Origin of the sequence: Escherichia sp. WS1451, assembly GCF_046487365.1 — a bacterium.
Taxonomy (GTDB): Bacteria; Pseudomonadota; Gammaproteobacteria; order Enterobacterales; family Enterobacteriaceae; genus Escherichia; species Escherichia coli.
In genome coordinates, this window is the sequence record NZ_JBJQJP010000002.1 from 285,230 (window position 1) to 309,776 (window position 24,547).

23 protein-coding genes and 1 other RNA gene are annotated in these 24,547 nt (G+C 49.1%); 12 read left to right on the plus strand and 12 right to left on the minus strand.

Annotated features, from left to right (window positions below; genetic code table 11):
- Positions 1-38 precede the first annotated feature (38 nt).
- The 9 genes from ACJHX7_RS04255 to ydiK form a co-directional block, all read right to left on the minus strand.
- Positions 39-1,190, minus strand: coding sequence for an acyl-CoA dehydrogenase (locus tag ACJHX7_RS04255; protein WP_000347850.1), 1,152 nt, complete (start codon positions 1,188-1,190; stop codon positions 39-41).
- Positions 1,191-1,203: 13 nt separating this feature from the next.
- A complete protein-coding gene (locus tag ACJHX7_RS04260; RefSeq protein ID WP_000805657.1) occupies positions 1,204-2,799 on the minus strand; it encodes an acyl CoA:acetate/3-ketoacid CoA transferase in 1,596 nt (531 codons plus the stop codon).
- 145 nt (positions 2,800-2,944) lie between these two features.
- Positions 2,945-3,703 carry a type I 3-dehydroquinate dehydratase gene (aroD, locus tag ACJHX7_RS04265; protein WP_000860201.1) on the minus strand — a complete coding sequence of 253 codons (759 nt, stop codon included), beginning with the start codon at positions 3,701-3,703 and terminating at the stop codon, positions 2,945-2,947.
- Between the two features lie 30 nt (positions 3,704-3,733).
- A complete protein-coding gene (gene ydiB, locus ACJHX7_RS04270; RefSeq protein WP_075861829.1) occupies positions 3,734-4,600 on the minus strand; it encodes a quinate/shikimate dehydrogenase in 867 nt (288 codons plus the stop codon).
- A gap of 11 nt (positions 4,601-4,611) precedes the next feature.
- Complete coding sequence (locus tag ACJHX7_RS04275; protein WP_001296106.1) at positions 4,612-5,877, minus strand: MFS transporter; 1,266 nt, start codon at positions 5,875-5,877, stop codon at positions 4,612-4,614.
- 226 nt (positions 5,878-6,103) lie between these two features.
- Positions 6,104-7,318 carry an MFS transporter gene (locus ACJHX7_RS04280; protein WP_000795578.1) on the minus strand — a complete coding sequence of 405 codons (1,215 nt, stop codon included), beginning with the start codon at positions 7,316-7,318 and terminating at the stop codon, positions 6,104-6,106.
- A 99-nt stretch (positions 7,319-7,417) separates the two neighbouring features.
- Complete coding sequence (locus ACJHX7_RS04285; RefSeq protein WP_001301287.1) at positions 7,418-7,774, minus strand: YdiL family protein; 357 nt, start codon at positions 7,772-7,774, stop codon at positions 7,418-7,420.
- 135 nt (positions 7,775-7,909) lie between these two features.
- Positions 7,910-8,017: antisense sRNA RprA (rprA, locus tag ACJHX7_RS04290), an RNA gene on the minus strand.
- Between the two features lie 185 nt (positions 8,018-8,202).
- Positions 8,203-9,315 carry an AI-2E family transporter YdiK gene (gene ydiK, locus ACJHX7_RS04295; protein ID WP_410231529.1) on the minus strand — a complete coding sequence of 371 codons (1,113 nt, stop codon included), beginning with the start codon at positions 9,313-9,315 and terminating at the stop codon, positions 8,203-8,205.
- 388 nt (positions 9,316-9,703) lie between these two features.
- Here ydiK and ACJHX7_RS04300 point away from each other — a divergent pair, with 388 nt between their 5' ends.
- The 10 genes from ACJHX7_RS04300 to ldtE all read left to right on the plus strand — a co-directional run bounded on the left by ACJHX7_RS04300 (position 9,704) and on the right by ldtE (position 20,669).
- Positions 9,704-12,760 (plus strand): FAD-binding and (Fe-S)-binding domain-containing protein, encoded by a 3,057-nt coding sequence (locus tag ACJHX7_RS04300; RefSeq protein ID WP_094029661.1) that lies wholly within the window; start codon positions 9,704-9,706, stop codon positions 12,758-12,760.
- On the plus strand, positions 12,757-13,167 hold the full coding sequence (gene menI, locus ACJHX7_RS04305) for a 1,4-dihydroxy-2-naphthoyl-CoA hydrolase (RefSeq protein WP_000637986.1): 411 nt from the start codon (positions 12,757-12,759) through the stop codon (positions 13,165-13,167). Before ACJHX7_RS04300 ends, menI begins: the two co-directional genes overlap by 4 nt.
- Positions 13,168-13,266: 99 nt before the next feature.
- Positions 13,267-13,455 carry a YdiH family protein gene (locus ACJHX7_RS04310; protein ID WP_001296104.1) on the plus strand — a complete coding sequence of 63 codons (189 nt, stop codon included), beginning with the start codon at positions 13,267-13,269 and terminating at the stop codon, positions 13,453-13,455.
- Between the two features lie 548 nt (positions 13,456-14,003).
- A complete protein-coding gene (gene sufA, locus ACJHX7_RS04315) occupies positions 14,004-14,372 on the plus strand; it encodes a Fe-S cluster assembly scaffold SufA (protein ID WP_000367171.1) in 369 nt (122 codons plus the stop codon).
- An 8-nt stretch (positions 14,373-14,380) separates the two neighbouring features.
- Complete coding sequence (gene sufB / locus ACJHX7_RS04320; protein ID WP_001308677.1) at positions 14,381-15,868, plus strand: Fe-S cluster assembly protein SufB; 1,488 nt, start codon at positions 14,381-14,383, stop codon at positions 15,866-15,868.
- A gap of 9 nt (positions 15,869-15,877) precedes the next feature.
- Positions 15,878-16,624 (plus strand): Fe-S cluster assembly ATPase SufC, encoded by a 747-nt coding sequence (gene sufC, locus ACJHX7_RS04325; protein ID WP_000948872.1) that lies wholly within the window; start codon positions 15,878-15,880, stop codon positions 16,622-16,624.
- The gene (gene sufD / locus ACJHX7_RS04330) at positions 16,599-17,870 is read left to right on the plus strand and encodes a Fe-S cluster assembly protein SufD (RefSeq protein WP_094029641.1); all 1,272 of its coding nucleotides are present in this window, start codon (positions 16,599-16,601) and stop codon (positions 17,868-17,870) included. Before sufC ends, sufD begins: the two co-directional genes overlap by 26 nt.
- Complete coding sequence (sufS, locus tag ACJHX7_RS04335) at positions 17,867-19,087, plus strand: cysteine desulfurase SufS (RefSeq protein ID WP_000222526.1); 1,221 nt, start codon at positions 17,867-17,869, stop codon at positions 19,085-19,087. The genes sufD and sufS overlap by 4 nt, the downstream gene beginning before the upstream one ends.
- 12 nt (positions 19,088-19,099) lie before the next feature.
- On the plus strand, positions 19,100-19,516 hold the full coding sequence (gene sufE / locus ACJHX7_RS04340; RefSeq protein ID WP_001196530.1) for a cysteine desulfuration protein SufE: 417 nt from the start codon (positions 19,100-19,102) through the stop codon (positions 19,514-19,516).
- A gap of 148 nt (positions 19,517-19,664) precedes the next feature.
- Entirely contained in the window at positions 19,665-20,669 is a 1,005-nt protein-coding gene (gene ldtE, locus ACJHX7_RS04345) for a L,D-transpeptidase LdtE (protein WP_032171351.1), read from the plus strand.
- 63 nt (positions 20,670-20,732) lie between these two features.
- Here the strand turns inward: ldtE and lpp are convergent, their stop codons facing one another.
- From lpp to ACJHX7_RS04360, 3 genes are all read right to left on the minus strand, one after another.
- Complete coding sequence (lpp, locus tag ACJHX7_RS04350) at positions 20,733-20,969, minus strand: murein lipoprotein Lpp (protein WP_000648420.1); 237 nt, start codon at positions 20,967-20,969, stop codon at positions 20,733-20,735.
- Between the two features lie 310 nt (positions 20,970-21,279).
- Entirely contained in the window at positions 21,280-22,692 is a 1,413-nt protein-coding gene (pykF, locus tag ACJHX7_RS04355; RefSeq protein WP_001295403.1) for a pyruvate kinase PykF, read from the minus strand.
- 7 nt (positions 22,693-22,699) lie between these two features.
- A complete protein-coding gene (locus tag ACJHX7_RS04360; RefSeq protein WP_240806354.1) occupies positions 22,700-22,894 on the minus strand; it encodes a protein YnhH in 195 nt (64 codons plus the stop codon).
- Between the two features lie 354 nt (positions 22,895-23,248).
- On the opposite strand from ACJHX7_RS04360, the gene fumD reads away from it, so the two are divergent.
- The gene (gene fumD / locus ACJHX7_RS04365) at positions 23,249-23,458 is read left to right on the plus strand and encodes a fumarate hydratase FumD (RefSeq protein ID WP_000528342.1); all 210 of its coding nucleotides are present in this window, start codon (positions 23,249-23,251) and stop codon (positions 23,456-23,458) included.
- A 455-nt stretch (positions 23,459-23,913) separates the two neighbouring features.
- Positions 23,914-24,540, plus strand: a complete 627-nt coding sequence (locus tag ACJHX7_RS04370) for a ferredoxin-like protein (RefSeq protein ID WP_001070227.1) — start codon at positions 23,914-23,916, stop codon at positions 24,538-24,540.
- The last annotated feature ends 7 nt before the right edge of the window (positions 24,541-24,547 follow it).

The following is a 24,547-nucleotide window of genomic DNA, read 5'->3' on the forward strand; positions in this document are numbered from 1 at the left end:
GGCGGCGCAGTTTGTTAAGAAGCTGCGCCGCCTGCAGATTATTTGTTCTGATAATCTTTCAGGATCTGCCGACCCGCTACGTAAATCATAATTTCGTCTGTACCGCCGCCGATACGTTCACAACGGACATCACGCCAGAAGCGGGAGACGCGCGCCTCATCGGTATAGCCCAGACCGCCCATGATTTGAATCGCATCATCAATGACTTCCATTGCGGTACGTGCGCAGTACAGTTTTGCCAGCGCCGCGCTGGTGCGCAGTGACTGATGCTGATCGGCTTGCCATGCCACTTTCAGCACCATGTTGCGCATGTTGTCGATCTTAATCGCCATCAGCGCCAGTTTTTCCTGGATCATCTGGTTATGACCAATGGGCTTACCAAAAGCGATACGCTGGTTGGCATAGCGGGCGGCATCTTCGAATGCGCATTCGGCAAAGCCGGTGCTGCGCGCGGCGTTGATCAGGCGCTCCATCTCAAAGTTGTACATCACATTGAGGAAACCCATTCCTTCTTCGCCCACCATGTCGCTCTCTTCAACTTCCACGTTGTCGAGATAGACTTCGCAGGTGCTGAGCATATGCCAGCCGATTTTATGCAGTGGATTGATTTTAATGCCGGGCTTACTGGAGTCGACCCACCACAGAGTAAAGGCCTTTTTCGGATCTTTCGGTTGCGGATCGCGCGCCAACACCAGCATATATGGATACTCTTTCGCACCGGTAATAAAGGTTTTCTGTCCGTTGATGTAAACCTTGCCGTTTTTACGCGTGTAAGTGGTAGTGGCACTGTTGTTGTCTGAGCCTGCGCCTGGCTCCGTCAATGCCAGGGCATAGGCGGGATCACCCGTTTCCAGTGTGCTCTCTGCCGTTTTACGTAGCTGCTCTGCAGAACCGAAACGGCGCATACTGTGAATACATTGACCGTTGGTAATCAAAAATGCCGGAGCACCGCATTTTGACACTTCCATCAGCGCCAGCATTTGGGTGACGTAATCCGCAGGGATACCACCAAATTCTTCCGGCACGCCAAGCATGGAAATACCGTTATCCGCCAGTGCCCGCATAAACTCACGCGGGTATGTCCCGTTTTGATCGCAGGTGCGGAAATACTCTTCCGGAAAGTTAGTCGTAATCAGTTCGCGAATACTGGCCAGCAGCAGTTCTTGTTCTTCAGTTAAAGAAAAATCCATCATTATACTCCTGTTAATGAGCCGCTTCAGGCAGGACAAAACCCATCGCCGCATCGATAAATAATCTTTCGTCCATCAGTTTGAGTTCTGGCGAAATCACTGGGGTGAAATCCATTTTGTCGAGAATATCTTTTTGTAAATCGACGCCAGGAGCGATTTCGATTAAATGCAGGCCGTCTTCTTTTAACGTGAATACAGCGCGCTCAGTGATATAACGAACATCCAGCCCTCGCTCGAGAGCGATTTTTCCGCTGAAAGTTATTTCCGGTAGTTCCCGAATAAATTTCTTCACCCGTCCTTCCTGGACGATATTTAATTTGCCGTCGGTAATTTCTGTTTTTAAACTGCCCGCAGTTAATGTGCCGCAGAACACGATTTTCTTCGAAGTGGCACTGATATCAATAAATCCACCGGTGCCCATGATTTTACCATTGAATTTATGCACGCCGACGTTACCGTGCTGGTCGACTTCAGCAAAACTCAAATAACAAACATCCAGACCACCACCGTGATAAAAATCAAACTGGGACGTCATATCCAGAATGGCGCGGGTATTCACGTTCGCGCCAAAGGCGATCCCCTGTGAAGTAATACCGCCAATCGGACCTGTTTCTACCGTCAGAATAAAGTCATCAGCACAACCTTCTTCCCGGGCGACCAGGCCAATGCCGTCAGCAATACCGACGCCGACATTCCCCACTGCGCCTTTGCGCATTTCGAATAATGCGCGCCGTGCAACTAATTTACGTTGGTTTAGGGGCAGGCTAAGTTTGGTGCTGTCATCAAGGGTGAAGTCACCAGAAATAAAGCGGTTAACCGGCGCACCGCCATACAGTTGGGTTTGATCCGGATCGACCACCACAATATCCACCAGATAACCCGGAATACGGACAGATTTAGGATGCAGCGTGGCTTTCTTAACCATTTTCTGCACCTGCATCATCACAATACCGCCGTTATTGTGCACCGCCTGGGCAATAACCAATGCGTCGAGATACATCACCTCATCTTCAAAAGTGGCGTAGCCTTCGCTGTCGCAGGTGGTAGCGCGAATGAAGGCGATATCTGGCGCAATCGCTTTGTAATAGAGATATTCTTTGTTATCAAACTCGACCAGTTTAATCAGGTCTTCTTTAGTGACTTCATTCAGTTTGCCGCCTTGCTGGCGTGGATCGACAAATGTTCCGATGCCAATATCACTAATAATACCAGGCTGGTGGGCTGCGGCGGCGCGTAAGGTTTGTGTAAGTACTCCTTGTGGATAGTTATAAGCAATAATTTTATTTTGTTCTGCGAGATCAGAAATACGCGGCGATTGTCCCCAGTGACCGCATAATGCCCATTTCACCAGACCTTCTTGTGCCAGCGGACTAATACCACGGTCGGCGCGATCGCCAAGCCCTGTTGGACTAATAATCGATAAATTACGTGGTGTTTGAGTCTGTTTATATTTATCAGCAAGAGCAGTAATTAACGTGGTGGCTTCCAGAATACCGCCGCCAGCGCCTAACACACAAAGTGTTGCTTCGTCGGGAATATAATTCACCGCTTCCTGTGCCGACAGGACCGGCACTCGTCCATTAATACGAGGTGGTTTTACAGGTTTCATTGTTAATTCCTGATTCAGGTGTGATTTTCCCTACGCCAGATGGAGAATTAGCGCACAGAGACTCACGAAATATTTTTATTAAATACGGTTAAAAATACTTTTTTTAGTTCGGCGGGGGAGGGTATTCCCGCCGAAATATTATTGCTTATGCCTGATGTAAAATAGTTAATACCGTACGCAAATCATTTACCGAGATTTGCCCTGGCGCAGAGGCTTTTTTTACCGCACCAAAAGTTGCCGCCGACCCAAATACTTCACCAGCCAGACGAGAAATTACGCCAGTTTTTGCCATCGACATCGTGATGATTGGACGATCGGCATACTGCTCCTGCATCTCCAGGGTCGCGGCAAGCAACGTCAGCACATCGCTGGTACTTTGCGGCATCAGCGCAATCTTAGGAATATCGGCGTCGAAGGACTGCATTTTGCGCAGACGGGCAATGATTTCTTCGGCTTCCGGCGTTTTATGGAAGTCATGGTTGGACATGACAACTTTCACATCATGCGCGTGGGCGTAGGCGACGGTTTCTTTAACCTGATCATCGCCGGTAAATAACTCCAGATCGATCATATCAACCAGGCCACTGTCGATGGCTGCACGATTGAGTGCAATATAAGCCTCGGTGGAAATCGCCTGCTCGCCGCCTTCTTTGGCACTGCGGAAGGTAAACAGCAGCGGTTTTTCTGGCATGGTTTCACGGAGAATTTTTGCTGCCGCCATGACAGACTCCACATTGGAGAGGTCGGCATAGTGGTCCACACGCCATTCCAGAATATCAAAGTCCGCTTCACGATAGGCGAGAGCTTCGGATTTCACGCTGGCGATATCTTTCGCCATCAGCGAGACGATGATTTTAGGTGCGCCCGTACCAATGACGAGATCTTTTACAGTTACGGTTTTCATTTTTTACCCTTTCTGCACGCGGTCAGCCTGTCAGGCACCGAACCCCATGACCTGTTTAACATATTCCAGAGGGAAATCTTTGCCAGTCCATAACGTGAACTGTTCAGCCCCTTGCCACAACAACATGCCGTATCCATCAATCGTTTTGCAACCCGCTTGTTGCGCCTGCTGCAATAACTTCGTCATATGCGGGTTATACACGCATTCAGTGACCAGAAGTCCCGGATGTAACAGACTGATATCATTAACCAATGATTCATTCTCAAGGGGTTTCATACCCACTTTGGTGCCATTGGTTAAAATGTCGGCGGAAGCCAGGGCTTCAGCAAAGGCTTGCTGATCGGCGAGATCGGTGACTGTCACGACGCAATCGGTGTTTTCGTTAACCCGCTGCGCGAAGGCGAGGGCTTTATCGAAGAACTCATCCCGACGGTTAAAGAGTTTAATTTCTTTTAAACCTTCAATTGCCCCCTGCGCGCCAATTGCCGTTGAGGCACCACCGGCCCCTAATAGCACCATCGTTTTGCCTTTGATATCAAAACCGCTCTCTTTAATGGCGCGAATATGACCCGTGCCGTCGGTGTTATAGCCACGCAGATAGCCATCATCATTAACGATGGTGTTGATTGCACCCACCAGTTTGGCCGCTGGCGTTAATTCATCAACATATTCACACGCCAGTTGTTTGTTCGGCATCGACACACCAGTTCCACGCATTTTGAGGGCTTTTAATCCTTCAATTGCTGCGGGAAAAGTATCGTTATCCACTTCAAAGGCCATATAGGTAAATGGCAATCCCACTTTTTCTAAGGCTTTATTCTGCATTTCAGGCGATAAACTGTGGCGGATGGGATAGGCCATCAACCCAATCAATTCGTATTTTGCGGTAACATCCATAATTAACTCCTTTAACCTCTATGCTTAATTGTGTTTAACCGGGTGCTAAATTTATGCTCGCCAAACCGCACATCATTTTCAGGAATAATGAAAACGCGGTAATAGCGGATAAAAACAATAATTGCGGTAATCAGGGCCAGCAGCGCGAAAGTAAAATCGAGAACAATGATATATTGCAGGCCGATGTTCGACAGATAACCGGTAATCAGCGGAATAACAAAGTTAGCCAGTCCACCCATCATCATATATATACTGGTGACTTTGGCTTTGCTTTTTGGGAAAAACTCTGACATGACCGAAACGCCGAGCTGTAAAATGCCGCCAGCTGCTGAGAAACCGATAACAAAGGCTCCGGCATTACACACCAATGGAGAAGGGTACAGGTAGATAATGGCAGCTGTTATTGTTGCCAGTGCAGAGTTAAATACATTAGCCCAGATGGGCCGGACCATTTTTTTCAGCAGTGCGGCAAAAATAAAGACACAGACCAGCGAACCCATACTGTAATAAGAGATGGTTTTTAATGCCTCAGCTTCTGACATACCAGCAAAAGCCATCGCATATTTGGGCATCCACACCACAATCACATAAAAGGTCGAGAATGCGGCTACACCGAACAGTACTGATGAAACACCTTCCAGCCAGACTAACGGTTTGCTGTTCATTTGCGGTAATTCATTAGCTACGCTGGCGTCCACCAACTGGCTGGGGAATTTGCTTTTCAACAGCATCAGCGTGATCAGTACAAACAGAATACCCGGAATAATCAGCCCATAGCCGTACCAGATGTTATTGAGCAACATATAGCTCACCAGCATTGGGTAGAACATTTGCCCGAATGACACCATCGCTTTAACCAGTATGACCGCCGAACCAGAGGCTTTCGGAAAGCATTCCATGAGCGCGGGGTAGCCACCCGTATCCAGCGCTGAGTTAGCGATACCTACGCACACTGCCAGACAGTAGGCGAGAGTTAAATTCGGGCAAGCAGGAATACCAAAGAAGAATAGCAGATACATTATTACTGCCATTAATATCACCGCCCGACGACCAAACTTATCGGAGATCACTCCGAAGAATAAAATACTGATCAATCGCCCCAATCCGATACCGGAAATTAAATAGGCAATGCCCGCGTTGTCAGTGGAAAACTTTTCTGCCAAAGATGTCATGTTTTGGGCAAGCGTAATAACACTAATGCCGTGCAGGAAATAGCTGAAGTAAATACAAAGAACAGCCAGGATAAATGGCGTGCTGAAAGCCTTATTTTGAGACATTTTCACAGCTCCTTGCTGAAAGATAATTTCGTTACCGTACGTATTGTTCTCCGACGGTTTACATAATTACTATACTGAAGATGATTTTCCCTGGGTACATGGCATAAAGTTTATGTTTCCAGGAATATTGCATGTCATAGTTTGTTTTTGATCGCGATTTTCCTTAGTTAGCGCAGAAAGAGTTATTTATCCGTAAGATCTTGCATAACCTGAAAAGAATATTGCATTACCCACCCGGAGCGATATTTTCCTTTAGCGTGTGATGCCGCGTTTCTTTGCGACTGCGTAAGCCAATAAACAGTGCCAGTATAAAGCCGATAGCAGCGATGGCGGTATCGAACCACATAATATCGGCAATACTTCTTTGCGAAAGATGAGCCGTAATCAACGGAATGGTAAATGTTGCAATGCTGCCCGCACTGTAATAGATCCCCGTTGCTTTTCCTTTAGCGTAGGGAAAACGTTCCGCCATTAACGTCAGGCCAATTTGTACAACACCGCCTGCGGAGGTAAAACCGATGACGAAAGCAAATATTATCACCACATAAAATGTGGGATGCAGGCAGACGGTGAGCAGGGCGATAAATGAGATAAAGGTGTACAGCATCAGTAATGTTGTTGGGCGAACGGTATTACGAATGAGTGGAGCAGTAATAAATACACACAGCAGCGAACCCACGGTGTAGATACTGAGTAATTTGATCGACATGGTGTATGACATGCCAGCGACAAATTGTCCGTATTGTGCCAGCCACTGGCTAACCAGATAAAACGTTGCCATTGAGATATAGCCATATAGGGAATAACTGGCTAAATCGATAATTGAACAGCGATGTTCCGTAGAGCTGGTGGTTTTCTTTATGACAGGTAAGTGACGACCCGGATGGGGTGGGAACGTACAACGGTATAAAAACAGAGCGTTAATAAACATAATGCCTGCGGCAATCATAAAGGACCAACCGAACCACAGTTCAGCCCACACTAACAGGCTGATAATTAGCGGTAATAAAAATTGTCCGCTGGAAACAAATGCTTTAATTAAAATATTGGCTGTACCCGGTGAGCGTGGAAAAGCTTCCATCAAACTGGGATAGGTGCCTGCATCGAGAAAACTGTTTGCCATTCCCGCCAGAAAGCCAAAAACATAAGCGATAATGATGTTATTGGTGTGCAGGATGCCAAAAAAGAAGGCCATATAGCAGCACATCCCGAGCATGATAAAAGGGCGGCGACCAAAGCGATCGGATAATAATCCTGCAAAAAGCAAGACACTTAATCGACCAATGCCCAGTGATGAGATAACTATCGAGACGCCCGCGGCATTAGTCTGCCAAAGCGTCTCCAGCGAGGCCATATTCAGGCTCATCAAAATGACGCCCATACCATGCACCAGATAATTAAAATACAACCCCAGTGCGGTAGGGTAATAGGGATTTTTCATAGGTTCTACTTAGCAAAGGTGCTTTAAAAAGTGTAGCGATGTTGTGTCAGTATCCGTTCATTATTGTTGTAACAACGACAATTCCTTTCTGTGGGGAAATTAACAAAGCCGCTCCAGATCGTGTGCATATAATTCAGCGGCTACCGATTGATAGATCTTCCAGTCAATAAAATTGCCATCAGGGTAGACTTGTTGAAACGCGGTTAAGTCGGGGAAAAAACGCATGGTGTTGTTGCCGATGCGGTTATTTATTTTCTCTATGATGGCATGAAGATGTTTTTTTCGTTGCTGACGCATAGCCAACAGTTGCTCGACTACACAATCAGGAATGGCGCATTTGCCATTTTCCCACTGACGCCAGCTTTCACTGTCACCGGTCTGGGCAATCCAGGTCGCGCATTCATCAATAGTCATGGCAAAAATATGGCGAAGTGCCTGGAGTTCATAAGCGTTCATCGTGTAATGGCTGCATGAAATAAACAATAAAATATAAATAACATTATCAGCCTGCTGACGGCTTGAAGAGAGTCACAGTATCTTGTGCAACATTATTGGAAAGCGTGAGGGGCGAGGTGGCGAAGCGGAAAAATGTTAAAAAAAAGCCCATCGTGGGAGATGGGCAAAGACTACACACAGCAATTCGTTGTTTCACTCAGGGGATTTCCATGCTTATAAATCAATATGTTGATTTATAACCGTGAGCTAATAGTAGGCATACGGACTTTTTGCGTCGATCAGATTCGTCTCATTAGTTTAAAAACTGTAAAGAATTTGCGACAGGTACTACCAGCTGAATGGCGGTAAGCAGGAAAATATGGGGAAGAGCAAGCAAATATCAATTAGCAGGGGTTAACAATCAGGCGGCAGAGCCGCCTGATGAGAAATTACTTATTCGATTTCTCGATTTCGCCAAGTTCTTCGAGAATTTCTTCCGGTTGGTCCGTCGGCGGTGGGACTTCTTCCACCCACGCGGCAAAAAGACGCCAGGAAACGGCTAACAGAACCGGACCAATAAACAGGCCGATCATCCCGAAAGCAATCAAACCACCAATAACGCCAGAGAGAATCAGGATCAGCGGTAAATCGGCACCCATGCGAATTAACATTGGGCGGATGACGTTATCCAGCGTGCCAACCACAGCGCTCCACACTAACAATACCGTTCCCCAGGTGGTATCGCCAGTCCAGTAGAGCCAGATAATCGCCGGAATCAGTACCGGCAACGGTCCAAGCTGGACAAGGCAGGAGAGGATCATTAACACCGTGAGCAAAGTTGCATAAGGTACGCCGGATACGGCGAGGCCGATACCGCCAAGCACTGCCTGTACTAACGCTGTCACCACAACACCCAGCGCCACCGCGCGGATAGCCTGTGCCGCCAGCAGCACGGCGGCATCTCCACGAACGCCTGCCAGACGGGTTGCAAAATGGCGAATGCCTTGTGCCACCTGTTCACCGCGCCAGTACAGCAGGGCGCTGAAGAGAAGCATCAGCGCACAATGCACCATAAAGCGCCCGATATGCGCCGCCTGCCCAACGAACCAGGTGGTGGTGGTGCCAATATAAGGACGGACTTTTGCCATGATCGCCGTCCCCCCCATATCCAGCAAGTTGTGCCAGCCTGCATATAGCTTCGCGCCAATCACCGGAATGGTATTAAGCCACGCCAGATCGGGTAACGTCATGTCACCGCTGGAAATGGCTTTAATTAGCGGGCCGCTGCCGTCGACGATACTGTTAACCAGCAAGGCAATAGGGATGATAAACACCATCACTAATAACAGCGTCATCACCAGAACGGCGAGAGAGCGGCGACCAAACATGAACTTTTGCAAACGTAACAATACCGGCCAGGTGGCGATAACCACCGTACCAGCCCATGCAAAGCCGAGAATAAAGGGTTGTACAATCCACAGACATGCCACAATCATGATGGCTAAAAAGAGCACCGAAAGCAGAATTTGTGCGACATCCCTGGGCTGACGAACATTTACCATAACTACTTTTCACCTTTTTTGTGCGTCAAATCGTCGACGCGACGTGAACACGCGAAACTCACCTGCATAATGATGAGCAATTTCAGCGGTTTTTAACAGGCCGATTCTGCCCTTAATTCTGATGGGCGTGTTAGAAAAAAATGTGGTACAACAACTCAGGCAACACGCAAACGATTTACTCGTCGTATTTCAAATTGCATGTGCTGCGGCTACGTTCGTTCACCCCAGTCACTTACTATTGTAAGCTCCTGGAGTTCACTCGCTTGCCGCCTTCCTGCAACACGAAATCCATAGAGTAAACAAACATCACCTTTCAGTGCGCTATTGCAGCAGCCTGAAAGAACAGTGTATCGACCTACATCACAGACCGCAGGAAAGGGTCAATATAATGATTCCACAGATTTCCCAGGCACCCGGCGTCGTTCAACTGGTGCTTAATTTTTTGCAAGAGCTGGAGCAACAAGGTTTTACCGGCGATACGGCGACAAGTTATGCCGATCGTTTGACAATGTCGACCGACAACAGTATTTACCAACTTCTCCCCGATGCGGTGGTATTTCCGCGTTCAACCGCAGATGTGGCGCTGATCGCCCGTCTTGCCGCGCAGGAACGCTATTCATCGCTGATCTTTACCCCCCGAGGCGGCGGCACCGGCACTAACGGTCAGGCGCTCAACCAGGGGATTATTGTTGATATGTCCCGCCATATGAACCGCATCATCGAAATTAACCCTGAAGAGGGCTGGGTGCGCGTTGAGGCCGGGGTGATAAAAGATCAACTCAATCAGTACCTGAAACCGTTCGGCTACTTTTTTGCGCCGGAACTTTCCACCAGCAACCGGGCAACGCTCGGCGGGATGATCAATACCGATGCATCCGGTCAGGGATCGCTGGTCTATGGCAAAACGTCAGATCACGTACTTGGCGTACGCGCGGTGTTGTTGGGGGGCGATATTCTCGATACGCAACCTTTACCCGTCGAACTGGCGGAAACGCTGGGTAAATCCAATACCACAATCGGGCGAATTTATAACACGGTTTATCAACGTTGCCGTCAGCAACGCCAGTTAATCATCGACAACTTCCCCAAGCTTAACCGCTTTCTTACCGGTTACGATCTGCGTCATGTCTTTAACGATGAGATGACCGAGTTCGATCTGACGCGCATTCTGACGGGTTCAGAAGGGACGCTGGCCTTTATTACCGAAGCGCGGCTGGATATTACGCGCTTGCCTAAAGTGCGCCGTCTGGTGAACGTCAAATATGACTCTTTTGACTCTGCGCTGCGTAACGCGCCGTTTATGGTTGAGGCGCGGGCGCTTTCGGTAGAGACGGTTGACTCAAAAGTGCTGAATCTGGCGCGGGAAGATATTGTCTGGCATTCCGTCAGCGAGTTGATTACCGATGTACCTGACAAAGAAATGCTCGGGCTGAATATTGTTGAATTTGCCAGCGATGATGAGGCGCTGATTGACGAGAGGGTAAGTGCACTCTGTGCGCGACTGAATGAGTTAATCGCCAGCCAGCAAGCAGGTGTGATCGGCTGGCAGGTATGCAGTGAGCTGGCAGGTGTTGAACGTATCTATGCGATGCGCAAAAAAGCTGTCGGCCTGCTCGGTAATGCCAAAGGAGCAGCCAAGCCAATTCCGTTTGCTGAGGATACCTGCGTACCGCCGGAACATCTGGCCGATTATATTGCTGAATTTCGCGCGCTGCTCGACAGCCACGGCTTAAGCTACGGTATGTTCGGTCACGTCGACGCAGGTGTCTTGCACGTCCGTCCGGCACTGGATATGTGCGATCCACAACAAGAGATTTTGATGAAGCAAATCTCTGATGACGTGGTGGCGCTGACTGCGAAATACGGTGGTTTGTTGTGGGGCGAGCACGGCAAAGGTTTTCGCGCTGAATACAGCCCGGCGTTTTTCGGTGAGGAACTTTTTGCAGAACTGCGCAAAGTGAAAGCGGCATTTGACCCGCATAACCGACTCAACCCAGGGAAGATTTGCCCGCCAGAAGGTCTCGATGCGCCGATGATGAAAGTGGACGCGGTGAAGCGCGGTACATTTGATCGGCAGATCCCCATTGCGGTACGCCAGCAGTGGCGCGGTGCGATGGAGTGTAACGGCAACGGTTTATGCTTCAACTTTGATGCCCGTAGTCCGATGTGTCCGTCGATGAAGATCACCCAGAACCGGGTTCATTCACCGAAAGGGCGCGCAACGCTGGTGCGTGAATGGCTGCGCTTGTTGGCGGATCGCGGCGTTGACCCACTCAAACTGGAACAAGAACTGCCTGAATCCGGCGTCAGTTTACGGACGTTAATTGCCCGCACGCGCAATAGCTGGCATGCGAATAAAGGCGAATACGACTTCTCACACGAAGTCAAAGAGGCTATGTCGGGCTGTCTGGCCTGTAAAGCGTGTTCGACCCAGTGCCCCATCAAAATTGATGTGCCGGAGTTTCGCTCTCGTTTTCTGCAGCTCTATCACACCCGTTATTTACGCCCGCTTCGCGACCACCTCGTTGCTACGGTCGAGAGCTACGCACCGCTGATGGCACGCGCGCCGAAAACCTTTAACTTCTTTATTAACCAGCCGCTGGTGCGCAAACTCTCGGAAAAACATATCGGCATGGTTGATTTGCCACTGCTGTCAGTCCCCTCGCTACAACAACAAATGGTGGGGCATCGCTCGGCAAACATGACGCTGGAACAGCTTGAAGCTCTCAATGCAGAGCAGAAAGCGCGCACGGTGTTGGTGGTGCAGGACCCCTTTACCAGCTATTACGATGCGCAAGTGGTGGCGGATTTTGTCCGTCTGGTCGAAAAATTAGGTTTCCAGCCTGTGTTACTGCCATTTTCGCCAAATGGCAAAGCCCAGCATATCAAAGGCTTTCTTAATCGTTTTGCGAAGACGGCGAAAAAGACGGCGGATTTCCTCAACCGTATGGCGAAGCTGGGGATGCCAATGGTGGGCGTCGATCCGGCGCTGGTACTTTGTTATCGCGATGAATATAAACTGGCGCTGGGCGAGGAACGTGGCGAGTTTAACGTCTTACTGGCGAATGAATGGCTGGCAAGCGCACTTGACTCACAGCCAGTGGCTACAGTCAGCGGTGAATCATGGTATTTCTTTGGTCACTGTACCGAAGTTACCGCTTTGCCGGGCGCGCCAGCACAATGGGCCGCGATATTTGCCCGTTTTGGCGCGAAACTGGAAAATGTCAGCGTGGGTTGCTGCGGCATGGCAGGGACTTACGGACATGAAGCGAAAAACCATAAAAATTCGCTCGGGATCTATGAGTTATCCTGGCATCAGGCTATGCAGCGACTGCCGCGTAATCGCTGTCTGGCGACCGGATATTCCTGCCGTAGCCAGGTAAAACGGGTCGAAGGCACGGGGGTACGCCATCCTGTGCAGGCTTTACTGGAGATTATTAAATGATATGGAAACGAAAAATCACCCTGGAAGCACTGAATGCCATGGGTGAAGGAAACATGGTGGGGTTGCTGGATATTCGCTTTGAACATATTGGTGATGACACCCTTGAAGCGACAATGCCAGTAGACTCGCGGACAAAGCAGCCTTTCGGGTTGCTGCATGGAGGCGCGTCTGTGGTGCTGGCCGAAAGTATCGGTTCCGTTGCCGGTTATTTATGTACCGAAGGTGAGCAAAAGGTGGTTGGTCTGGAAATCAATGCTAACCACGTCCGCTCGGCACGAGAAGGGCGGGTGCGCGGCGTATGCAAACCGTTGCATCTCGGTTCGCGTCACCAGGTCTGGCAGATTGAAATCTTCGATGAGAAAGGGCGTTTGTGCTGTTCGTCACGATTGACGACCGCCATTTTGTGACGTTGTCACCAGAAAAGTGTGACGCATATTGCTTTTGGTCATTATCTGCACAGTAAACGGTGGTATACTGTGCAGGTCTTGTCTAAAAGCGAGGATGCTATGTCTACTCAACTTGATCCCACCCAGCTGGCCATTGAATTTTTACGCCGTGACCAGAGCAATCTTTCACCTGCCCAATATCTCAAACGTCTGAAACAACTAGAACTTGAATTTGCTGACCTGCTTACTCTCTCTTCTGCTGAATTAAAAGAAGAAATCTACTTTGCCTGGCGTCTGGGCGTGCATTGATCCTGACTTAATGCCGCAAGTTCGCCATATCGACCTGGATTAATCTCCGTCCAGGTTCGATGGCCTTCTTAATACTGCTTATCTACCCGCCTGATATTGTTCAAAAATAATACTAATCGCAGTTTGTGTTAAAACGGCGGGTTAGCTTTATGAGATTATTCTTATCGCCCCTTCAAGAGCTAAGCCACTGAGAGTGCCGGAGATAAGCGCCGGATGGGGTAGAAACCCTTAAGCCTGTGTCGCACAGACTTAAGGGTTTTCTTATTTCTGAACGCTGCACTTTTTTACCTATCTCTTAAATAGTCATTTTCAATACAACTTTTTCTTTTTCATCACAGCCTTAATGCTCCTTAGATAATAATCATTATCTAACAATGAGATACCTAATTCTTAGCGTGCCTGTTAACCCACACATCAGGGTCTATGCTTATTAAAAGCAGGAAAAAAGCATGTTTTACGGTAAAGCCCCTGCGTTTGCTGGGTTGAACTGATAATCATTATCACTAACATGCTGTTATACGCTGAAAGCGATGAAGTGAGGTAAATCGATGGACATGCATTCAGGAACCTTTAATCCACAGGATTTCGCCTGGCAGGGCTTAACGCTGACACCCGCAGCCGCTGTCCACATCCGCGAGCTGGTGGCAAAGCAGCCGGGTATGGTCGGCGTGCGCTTAGGCGTGAAGCAAACGGGCTGCGCGGGCTTTGGCTATGTGCTCGACAGTGTTAGCGAGCCGGACAAAGACGATCTGCTGTTTGAACACGACGGCGCGAAGCTGTTTGTCCCGCTGCAAGCGATGCCGTTTATTGATGGCACGGAAGTCGATTTCGTTCGTGAAGGACTTAATCAGATATTCAAATTTCACAACCCTAAAGCCCAGAATGAATGTGGCTGTGGCGAAAGCTTTGGGGTATAGGCGGTACTATGTCTCGTAATACTGAAGCAACTGACGATGTCAAAACCTGGACCGGCGGCCCGCTGAATTATAAAGAAGGATTCTTCACCCAGTTAGCCACCGATGAGCTGGCAAAGGGAATAAACGAAGAGGTGGTGCGCGCAATTTCGGCGAAGCGTAATGAGCCGGAGTGGATGCTGGAGTTTCGTCTCAACGCCTATCGCGCATGGCTGGAGATGGAAGAACCGCACTGGTTGAAAGCGCACTACGACAAGCTGAATTATCAGGATTACAGCTACTACTCAGCACCATCGTGCGGTAATTGTGACGACAACTGCGCGTCTGAACCCGGCGCGGTGCAGCAAACTGGCGCGAACGCCTTTTTAAGTAAAGAGGTGGAGGCGGCGTTTGAGCAGTTGGGCGTTCCCGTGCGGGAAGGCAAAGAGGTGGCGGTGGATGCCATTTTCGACTCTGTTTCGGTTGCCACCACTTATCGCGAAAAACTGGCGGAGCAGGGAATTATTTTCTGTTCCTTTGGCGAGGCGATCCACGATCACCCGGAACTGGTGCGTAAATATCTCGGCACCGTGGTGCCGGGGAATGACAACTTCTTTGCCGCACTTAATGCGGCGGTAGCCTCTGACGGTACGTTTATTTATGTGCCTAAAGGCGTGCGCTGCCCGATGGAACTTTCCACCTATTTTCGTATTAACGCGGAAAAAACCGGGCAGTTTGAGCGCACCATTCTGGTGGCCGACGAAGACAGCTACGTCAGCTACATTGAAGGCTGTTCCGCTCCGGTGCGTGACAGTTATCAGTTACACGCGGCGGTGGTGGAAGTCATCATCCATAAAAACGCCGAGGTGAAATATTCCACGGTACAAAACTGGTTCCCTGGTGATAACAACACCGGCGGTATTCTCAACTTCGTCACCAAGCGTGCTTTGTGCGAAGGCGAAAACAGCAAAATGTCATGGACGCAATCAGAAACCGGGTCAGCGATTACGTGGAAATATCCTAGCTGCATTTTGCGCGGCGATAACTCCATTGGTGAGTTTTACTCAGTGGCACTGACCAGCGGTCATCAGCAAGCGGATACCGGCACCAAGATGATCCACATCGGTAAAAACACCAAATCGACCATTATCTCGAAAGGGATCTCTGCCGGACATAGTCAGAACAGTTATCGCGGCTTAGTGAAAATCATGCCGACGGCAACCAATGCGCGCAATTTCACTCAGTGCGACTCAATGCTGATTGGCGCTAATTGTGGGGCGCATACCTTCCCGTATGTCGAATGTCGCAATAACAGCGCACAACTGGAGCACGAGGCAACGACATCACGTATTGGTGAAGATCAACTGTTTTACTGTCTGCAACGCGGGATCAGCGAAGAAGACGCCATCTCGATGATTGTTAACGGTTTCTGCAAAGACGTGTTCTCAGAACTGCCGCTGGAATTTGCCGTTGAAGCACAAAAACTCCTCGCCATCAGTCTTGAACACAGCGTCGGATAAGGAATAAACATGTTAAGTATTAAAGATTTACACGTCAGCGTGGAAGATAAAGCTATCCTGCGTGGATTAAGCCTCGACGTTCGTCCCGGCGAAGTTCACGCCATTATGGGGCCAAACGGTTCTGGCAAAAGTACCTTATCGGCAACGCTTGCCGGGCGAGAAGATTATGAGGTGACGGGCGGCACGGTTGAGTTCAAAGGCAAAGATTTGCTTGCGCTGTCGCCGGAAGATCGTGCAGGTGAAGGCATCTTTATGGCCTTCCAGTATCCGGTGGAAATTCCCGGCGTCAGTAACCAGTTTTTCCTGCAAACGGCACTTAATGCGGTGCGCAGCTATCGCGGCCAGGAAACGCTCGACCGCTTTGATTTTCAGGATTTGATGGAAGAGAAAATCGCTCTCCTGAAGATGCCGGAGGATTTATTAACCCGTTCGGTAAACGTTGGTTTTTCCGGCGGCGAGAAAAAGCGCAACGATATTTTGCAAATGGCGGTGCTGGAACCGGAGTTATGCATTCTTGATGAGTCGGACTCTGGGCTGGATATTGACGCATTAAAAGTGGTTGCCGATGGCGTGAACTCGCTGCGTGACGGCAAGCGTTCATTCATCATTGTTACGCACTACCAACGCATTCTCGACTACATCAAGCCTGATTACGTCCATGTGCTGTATCAGGGACGAATTGTGAAATCCGGTGATTTCACGTTGGTCAAACAACTGGAGGAGCAGGGTTATGGCTGGCTTACCGAACAGCAGTAACGCGCTGCAACAGTGGCATCATTTGTTTGAAGCCGAGGGTGCAAAACGCTCCCCGCAAGCACAGCAGCATTTACAACAATTGCTGCGTACCGGACTGCCGACACGTAAACATGAAAACTGGAAATATACGCCGCTGGAAGAGCTGACCAATAGCCAGTTTGTCAGCATTGCGGGAGAAATATCCCCACAGCAGCGTGATGCCTTAGCGTTAACGTTAGACGCTGTGCGGCTGGTATTTGTCGATGGACGTTACGTGTCAGCACTGAGCGATGCAACTGAAGGCAGCGGATATGAAGTGAGCATTAACGACGACCGTCAGGGGTTACCCGACGCTATTCAGGCGGAAGTGTTTCTGCATTTGACGGAAAGCCTGGCGCATAGCGTGACGCATATCGCCGTGAAGCGCGGTCAACGGCCGGTAAAGCCATTGCTGTTAATGCATATCACCCAGGGCGTGGCAGGTGAAGAGGTGAATACTGCCCATTACCGACATCATCTGGATCTGGCGGAAGGTGCCGAAGCAACGGTGATCGAACATTTTGTCAGCCTTAATGATGCTCGTCACTTCACCGGCGCACGGTTCACTATCAACGTCGCAGCGAACGCCCACTTGCAGCATATCAAGCTGGCGTTTGAAAACCCGGTCAGTCACCACTTTGCCCATAACGATTTGTTGCTGGCTGACGATGCCACCGCATTTAGCCACAGTTTCCTGCTGGGTGGCGCAGTGTTACGACACAACACCAGTACGCAACTCAATGGCGAAAACAGCACGCTGCGGATCAATAGCCTGGCGATGCCGGTGAAAAACGAGGTGTGTGATACCCGTACCTGGCTGGAACACAATAAAGGTTTTTGTAACAGTCGACAGTTGCATAAAACTATCGTCAGCGACAAAGGCCGCGCGGTATTTAACGGTTTGATCAACGTCGCGCAGCACGCCATCAAAACGGATGGTCAGATGACCAACAATAATCTGCTGATGGGCAAACTGGCGGAAGTGGATACGAAACCGCAGCTGGAAATCTATGCAGATGATGTGAAATGCAGCCACGGCGCGACGGTGGGGCGTATTGATGATGAACAGATGTTCTATCTGCGCTCGCGCGGGATCAATCAGCAGGATGCCCAGCAGATGATCATTTACGCCTTTGCTGCTGAACTGACGGAAGCACTGCGTGATGAGGGGCTTAAACAGCAGGTGCTGGCCCGAATCGGTCAACGGCTGCCAGGAGGTGCAAGATGACTTATTCCGTCGACAAAGTGCGGGCCGACTTTCCGGTGCTTTCGCGTGAGGTAAACGGTTTGCCGCTGGCTTATCTCGACAGCGCCGCCAGTGCACAGAAACCAAGCCAGGTGATTGACGCCGAGGCCGAGTTTTATCGTCATGGCTACGCGGCGGTGCATCGCGGTATTCATACCTTAAGCGCCCAGGCGACCGAGAAAATGGAGAACGTGCGCAAGCGGGCATCGCTGTTTATTAATGCCCGTTCGGCGGAAGAGCTGGTGTTCGTCCGCGGCACGACGGAAGGGATCAATCTGGTCGCCAATAGCTGGGGTAACAGCAATGTGCGGGCGGGCGATAACATCATCATCAGTCAGATGGAGCACCACGCTAACATTGTCCCCTGGCAGATGCTTTGCGCACGGGTTGGCGCAGAGCTGCGTGTGATCCCGCTCAACCCCGACGGTACGCTGCAACTGGAGATGCTACCTAATCTGTTCGATGAGAAAACTCGCCTGCTGGCAATTACTCATGTCTCCAACGTGCTGGGAACGGAAAATCCGCTGGCGGAAATGATCACGCTTGCGCACCAGCATGGCGCAAAAGTGCTGGTGGATGGCGCTCAGGCGGTGATGCATCATCCGGTGGATGTTCAGGCGCTGGATTGCGATTTTTACGTGTTTTCCGGGCATAAACTGTATGGCCCCACTGGGATTGGCATTCTTTATGTCAAAGAAGCCTTGTTGCAGGAGATGCCGCCGTGGGAAGGGGGCGGTTCTATGATCGCCACCGTCAGCCTGAGTGAAGGCACTACCTGGACCAAAGCACCTTGGCGGTTTGAAGCCGGTACACCCAATACCGGGGGCATCATTGGTCTTGGCGCGGCGCTGGAGTATGTGTCGGCGCTGGGGCTTAATAACATAGCCGAGTATGAACAGAATCTGATGCACTACGCGCTATCACAGCTGGAATCTGTACCGGATCTCACTCTCTATGGCCCACAGAACAGGCTTGGCGTTATTGCTTTTAATCTCGGTAAACACCACGCCTATGATGTTGGCAGTTTTCTCGATAACTACGGCATTGCTGTGCGTACCGGACATCACTGCGCTATGCCATTAATGGCCTATTACAACGTCCCTGCGATGTGTCGGGCATCGCTGGCCATGTATAACACCCATGAAGAAGTGGATCGTCTGGTGACCGGCCTGCAACGTATTCACCGTCTGCTGGGATAACAGGGAGGCACTATGGCTTTATTGCCGGATAAAGAAAAATTGCTGCGTAATTTTTTACGCTGCGCCAACTGGGAAGAGAAATATCTCTACATTATTGAGCTGGGCCAGCGTCTGCCAGAATTACGCGACGAAGACCGAAGCCCACAAAATAGCATTCAGGGCTGCCAGAGTCAGGTGTGGATTGTCATGCGCCAGAATGCGCAGGGAATTATTGAATTGCAGGGTGACAGCGATGCGGCGATTGTGAAAGGGCTTATTGCGGTCGTATTTATTCTCTACGATCAGATGACGCCACAGGATATTGTCAATTTCGATGTGCGTCCGTGGTTTGAAAAAATGGCGCTGACCCAACATCTCACCCCATCTCGTTCACAAGGTCTGGAAGCGATGATTCGCGCAATTCGCGCCAAAGCCGCTGCACTTAGCTAAACTAAAGGGACAGCTTTCATCCGGTTGGCTCACATTGCCGGATGGTCAATGTTTACACTGACCTGCACAGGAGTGTTTTGGTTTCAGGTGAACATAAGCACCATCCGACGTTTCAGCGTGAGTCTCCGGCAAATACAGGAGGTTTACAATGAAACGCGCGTCTTTGCTTACACTCACGCTTATCGGCGCTTTTAGCGCCATCCAGGCAGCCTGGGCGGTTGATTATCCGCTACCTCCAACCGGAAGCCGACTGGTTGGGCAAAATCAAACGTATACGGTGCAAGAAGGGGATAAAAACCTTCAGGCCATCGCCCGACGTTTTGATACTGCGGCAATGTTGATCCTTGAAGCTAATAACACTATCGCTCCGGTGCCAAAACCCGGTACGACGATAACTATTCCTTCGCAACTGTTATTACCTGATGCGCCGCGTCAGGGGATTATCGTTAACCTGGCAGAGCTGCGCCTTTATTATTATCCGCCGGGAGAAAATATCGTGCAGGTTTATCCGATTGGTATTGGTTTGCAGGGGCTGGAAACGCCGGTGATGGAAACGCGTGTGGGGCAGAAAATCCCTAACCCAACCTGGACGCCTACGGCGGGCATTCGTCAGCGTTCGTTGGAGCGTGGCATTAAATTACCGCCAGTCGTTCCTGCCGGGCCAAATAACCCACTAGGACGTTACGCACTGCGCCTCGCGCATGGTAATGGCGAATACCTCATTCATGGTACCAGTGCGCCGGACAGCGTCGGTTTGCGCGTCAGTTCGGGCTGTATTCGCATGAATGCGCCGGATATTAAAGCCTTATTCTCCAGCGTGCGGACGGGAACGCCGGTGAAAGTGATCAACGAACCGGTGAAATATTCCGTGGAGCCGAACGGGATGCGTTATGTTGAAGTACATCGACCACTATCAGCAGAAGAACAGCAGAACGTTCAGACAATGCCATACACACTGCCAGCAGGCTTTACGCAATTTAAAGACAATAAGGGTGTAGATCAGAAGTTAGTCGATAAAGCGTTGTATCGTCGGGCAGGGTATCCGGTTGCGGTGAGCAGTGGAGCAACTCCCACAGCCAGCAATGCGCCTTCAGTAGAGTCAGCGCAGAATGGTGAACCAGAGCAAGGGAATATGTTACGCGCGACGCAGTAGCGGTAAATGGCAGGCAAAAAAAATGGCGCACAATGTGCGCCATTTTTCACTTCACAGGTACTATTACTTGCGGTATTTAGTAGCCATGTTGTCCAGACGCTGGTTAGCACGAGCTGCGTCATCTTTAGCAGCCTGAACGTCGGAACGCATTGCGTTCACGTCGTTGCTCAGCTGGTCAACTTTAGCGTTCAGAGTCTGAACGTCAGAAGACAGCTGATCGATTTTAGCGTTGCTGGAGCAACCTGCCAGCAGAGTAGAACCCAGGATTACCGCGCCCAGTACCAGTTTAGTAGCTTTCATTATTAATACCCTCTAGATTGAGTTAATCTCCATGTAGCGTTACAAGTATTACACAAAGTTTTTTATGTTGAGAATATTTTTTTGATGGGAAGGCACTTATTTTTGATCGTTCGCTCAAAGAAGCATCGAACGCTGGGTTTTAGATAAAAAAATTGAGAGAAAACAGGATGCTTCCATCGGATTCATCTTAGATAAAGTGAGATTATATAGTGAAATCCGATTTGATTTTTTATTGCTTCTGGTTATCGATTAAATAAAAAAAGCGCCCATCAGGGCGCTTCGATATACAAATTAATTCACAAAAGCAATATTACAGGACGTGAACAGATGCGGTGTTAGTAGTGCCGCTCGGTACCAGTGCACCAGAAACCATAACTACAACGTCACCTTTGTGTGCCAGACCGCTCTGCAGAGCCAGTTCTTTACCCAGACGGTAGAAATCATCAGTAGAAGTGATCTCTTTAACCAGCTGCGGCACAACGCCTTTGCTCAGTACCAACTGATGAGCCGTTTTTTCGTTGGTGGTCAGTGCCAGGATGGTGGCATCCGGGAAGTATTTACGTACTGCGCGAGCAGATTTACCGCCCTGGGTAGCAACCACGATCAGCGGAGCATCCAGTTTTTCAGCAGTTTCAACGGCACCACGGCATACCGCTTCGGTAATGCGCAGTTTACGGTTGTCATTGTTGAACTCGAGACGGCTGTTCATCACGCGGTCGGTACGTTCGCAGATGGTCGCCATGATAGAAACCGCTTCCAGCGGGTATTTACCTTTTGCGGATTCACCAGACAGCATCACTGCGTCAGTACCGTCGAGGATGGCGTTTGCAACGTCACCGGCTTCTGCGCGAGTCGGGCGTGGGTTTTTGATCATGGAATCCAGCATCTGGGTCGCAGTGATAACGACTTTACGTGCACGGATACATTTTTCGATCATCATCTTCTGGGCGAAGATAACTTCTTCTACCGGGATTTCTACACCCAGGTCGCCACGCGCAACCATGATGCCGTCAGAGGCTTCGAGGATTTCGTCGAAGTTGTTGAGGCCTTCCTGGTTTTCGATTTTGGAGATGATGTGGATGTTTTCGCCGCCGTGCGCTTTCAGGTGCTCACGGATTTCGATAACGTCAGAACGCTTACGAATAAAGGAAGCAGCGACAAAATCTACGCCTTGTTCGCAACCAAAGATCAGGTCCTGTTTGTCTTTTTCAGCCAGTGCTGGCAGGGCAATGGAAACGCCAGGCAGGTTCACACCTTTGTTTTCACCCAGGTCGCCGTTGTTCAGTACTTTACAGATAACTTTGTTACCTTCAATGGCGGTAACTTCCATACCGATCAGACCGTCGTCAACCAGTACGGTGTTGCCAACAGACAGGTCAGTAGTGAAACCTTCATACGTTACCGCAACCATTTCGCTGTTGCCGATAACAGATTTATCAGTAGTGAAAGTAAAGGTCTGACCCGCTTTCAGAGAAACGTCGTTACCGCCTTCCAGTTTCATGGTGCGGATTTCCGGACCTTTGGTATCAAGCAGGATAGCGGCGGTTTTACCAGTTTTGCTCATCACGTTGCGCAGATTCTGAATGCGCTGACCGTGTTCTGCATAGTCACCATGAGAGAAGTTCAGACGCATAACGTTCATGCCAGCGTCCAGCATTTTAGCTAACATCTCTTCAGATTCGGTTTTCGGTCCGATGGTGCAAACAATTTTGGTCTTTTTCATGACAGTCTTAGTCTTTAAGTTGAGAAGGATGGGAGAAACTTGCTTTCTGGGCGCACTGCCGGAAAGCGAATCCGGTATTACGAAAGTGGTGGTGCCTCGCTCTAAGGATAGGTGACATCGAAAAAGCGTGCAGAGGAATGTGTGCTTGTGTCTCAGCCCAACGTGAGTGCCTGTTTTTGAGTCGTTGAGTTCTACAGTCCAAAGTGCTGAAACCATTCAAGAGTCAATTGGCGCGCATTATACGCTGAAATTAATCCAAAAGGAAAACAAAAACAGCGTTTCAAAAAATATACAACTTGTTAGACAATAAATTGTTATCAAAGATTTAACGTTCCAGGGAAAAGGTTACGCAAAAACTTCGCTGTTTGCGCAACGTCTGGTGCCGGGGTTGTCACTGTGAAGATAAGTGAAAGTTCATCCGGTGTATAAATACATCATCGCTCAATTGCTACAGTTAAAATAATTTATCGCGTTATTTGTCTGATTTTGTTTGATTTTTGTCTAATTGGTTAGATTGATATATGCTGATAGTTGGCATGATAAATAGGTATAAAGAATGGGAAATCGGACAAAAGAGGATGAACTGTACCGAGAAATGTGCAGAGTTGTCGGTAAAGTTGTGCTGGAAATGCGCGATCTGGGGCAGGAACCAAAGCATATTGTTATCGCAGGCGTATTACGTACAGCATTAGCCAATAAACGCATTCAGCGCAGTGAGCTGGAAAAGCAGGCGATGGAAACCGTCATTAACGCACTGGTAAAATGACCATTCAGGATGAGGCGATAAGCTTCATCCTGATATTCTTGCTTCAGTTGCGGTCGAGTTAATCATTCTAAATAACAACTGCTGAAATTATACGAATTTCGATATGTGTTTTAATTTATAACGATAATATTATTTTTGTTTTCTGCAATGACCGTCACAAATAATTGTCGCTTAAGTTAAATTTATTTCAAATGATAATAAATATCAGTTCACTTATAATTTCTTGCTTTGTGATTTTAATTGATAACGATCAATGTTAAGGGCTCAGAATAATCACATTATTTTTTCTCCTAACCATAAAGGATTAGTTTATCGGCGTTAAATCTTTTCTCATACACTATCAGGTTAGGGAAAATATCTGGTGTTGAGGACAGAGTCAGCAGCGTATTAGTTGAATGCTTAATATCAATCTGCTGAATTGTCAGCACTGTGTTTGCGAAGAGGATGCGAAATAAATGAACCCGGTTGATCGTCCACTATTAGATATTGGCTTAACGCGATTAGAATTCTTGCGTATATCAGGAAAAGGCCTTGCTGGTTTAACAATTGCCCCTGCGTTACTGTCACTTTTGGGTTGCAAACAGGAAGATATTGATAGCGGCACAGTAGGGTTGATAAATACACCCAAAGGAGTGCTGGTGACCCAACGTGCTCGATGCACGGGTTGCCACCGCTGTGAAATCTCTTGTACCAACTTCAACGATGGCTCAGTAGGGACATTCTTCTCCCGTATCAAAATCCATCGCAATTATTTCTTTGGCGATAACGGGGTTGGCTCTGGTGGCGGCCTGTATGGCGATCTCAACTATACCGCGGACACCTGCCGCCAATGCAAAGAACCGCAATGCATGAATGTCTGCCCGATTGGTGCGATTACCTGGCAACAGGAAGAAGGCTGTATTACCGTCGATCATAAACGTTGTATTGGCTGTAGCGCCTGTACGACGGCGTGCCCGTGGATGATGGCCACCGTAAATACTGAAAGTAAAAAATCCTCGAAATGTGTGTTATGCGGTGAATGCGCAAACGCCTGCCCAACAGGGGCGTTAAAAATTATCGAGTGGAAAGATATTACTGTGTGAATCTTGC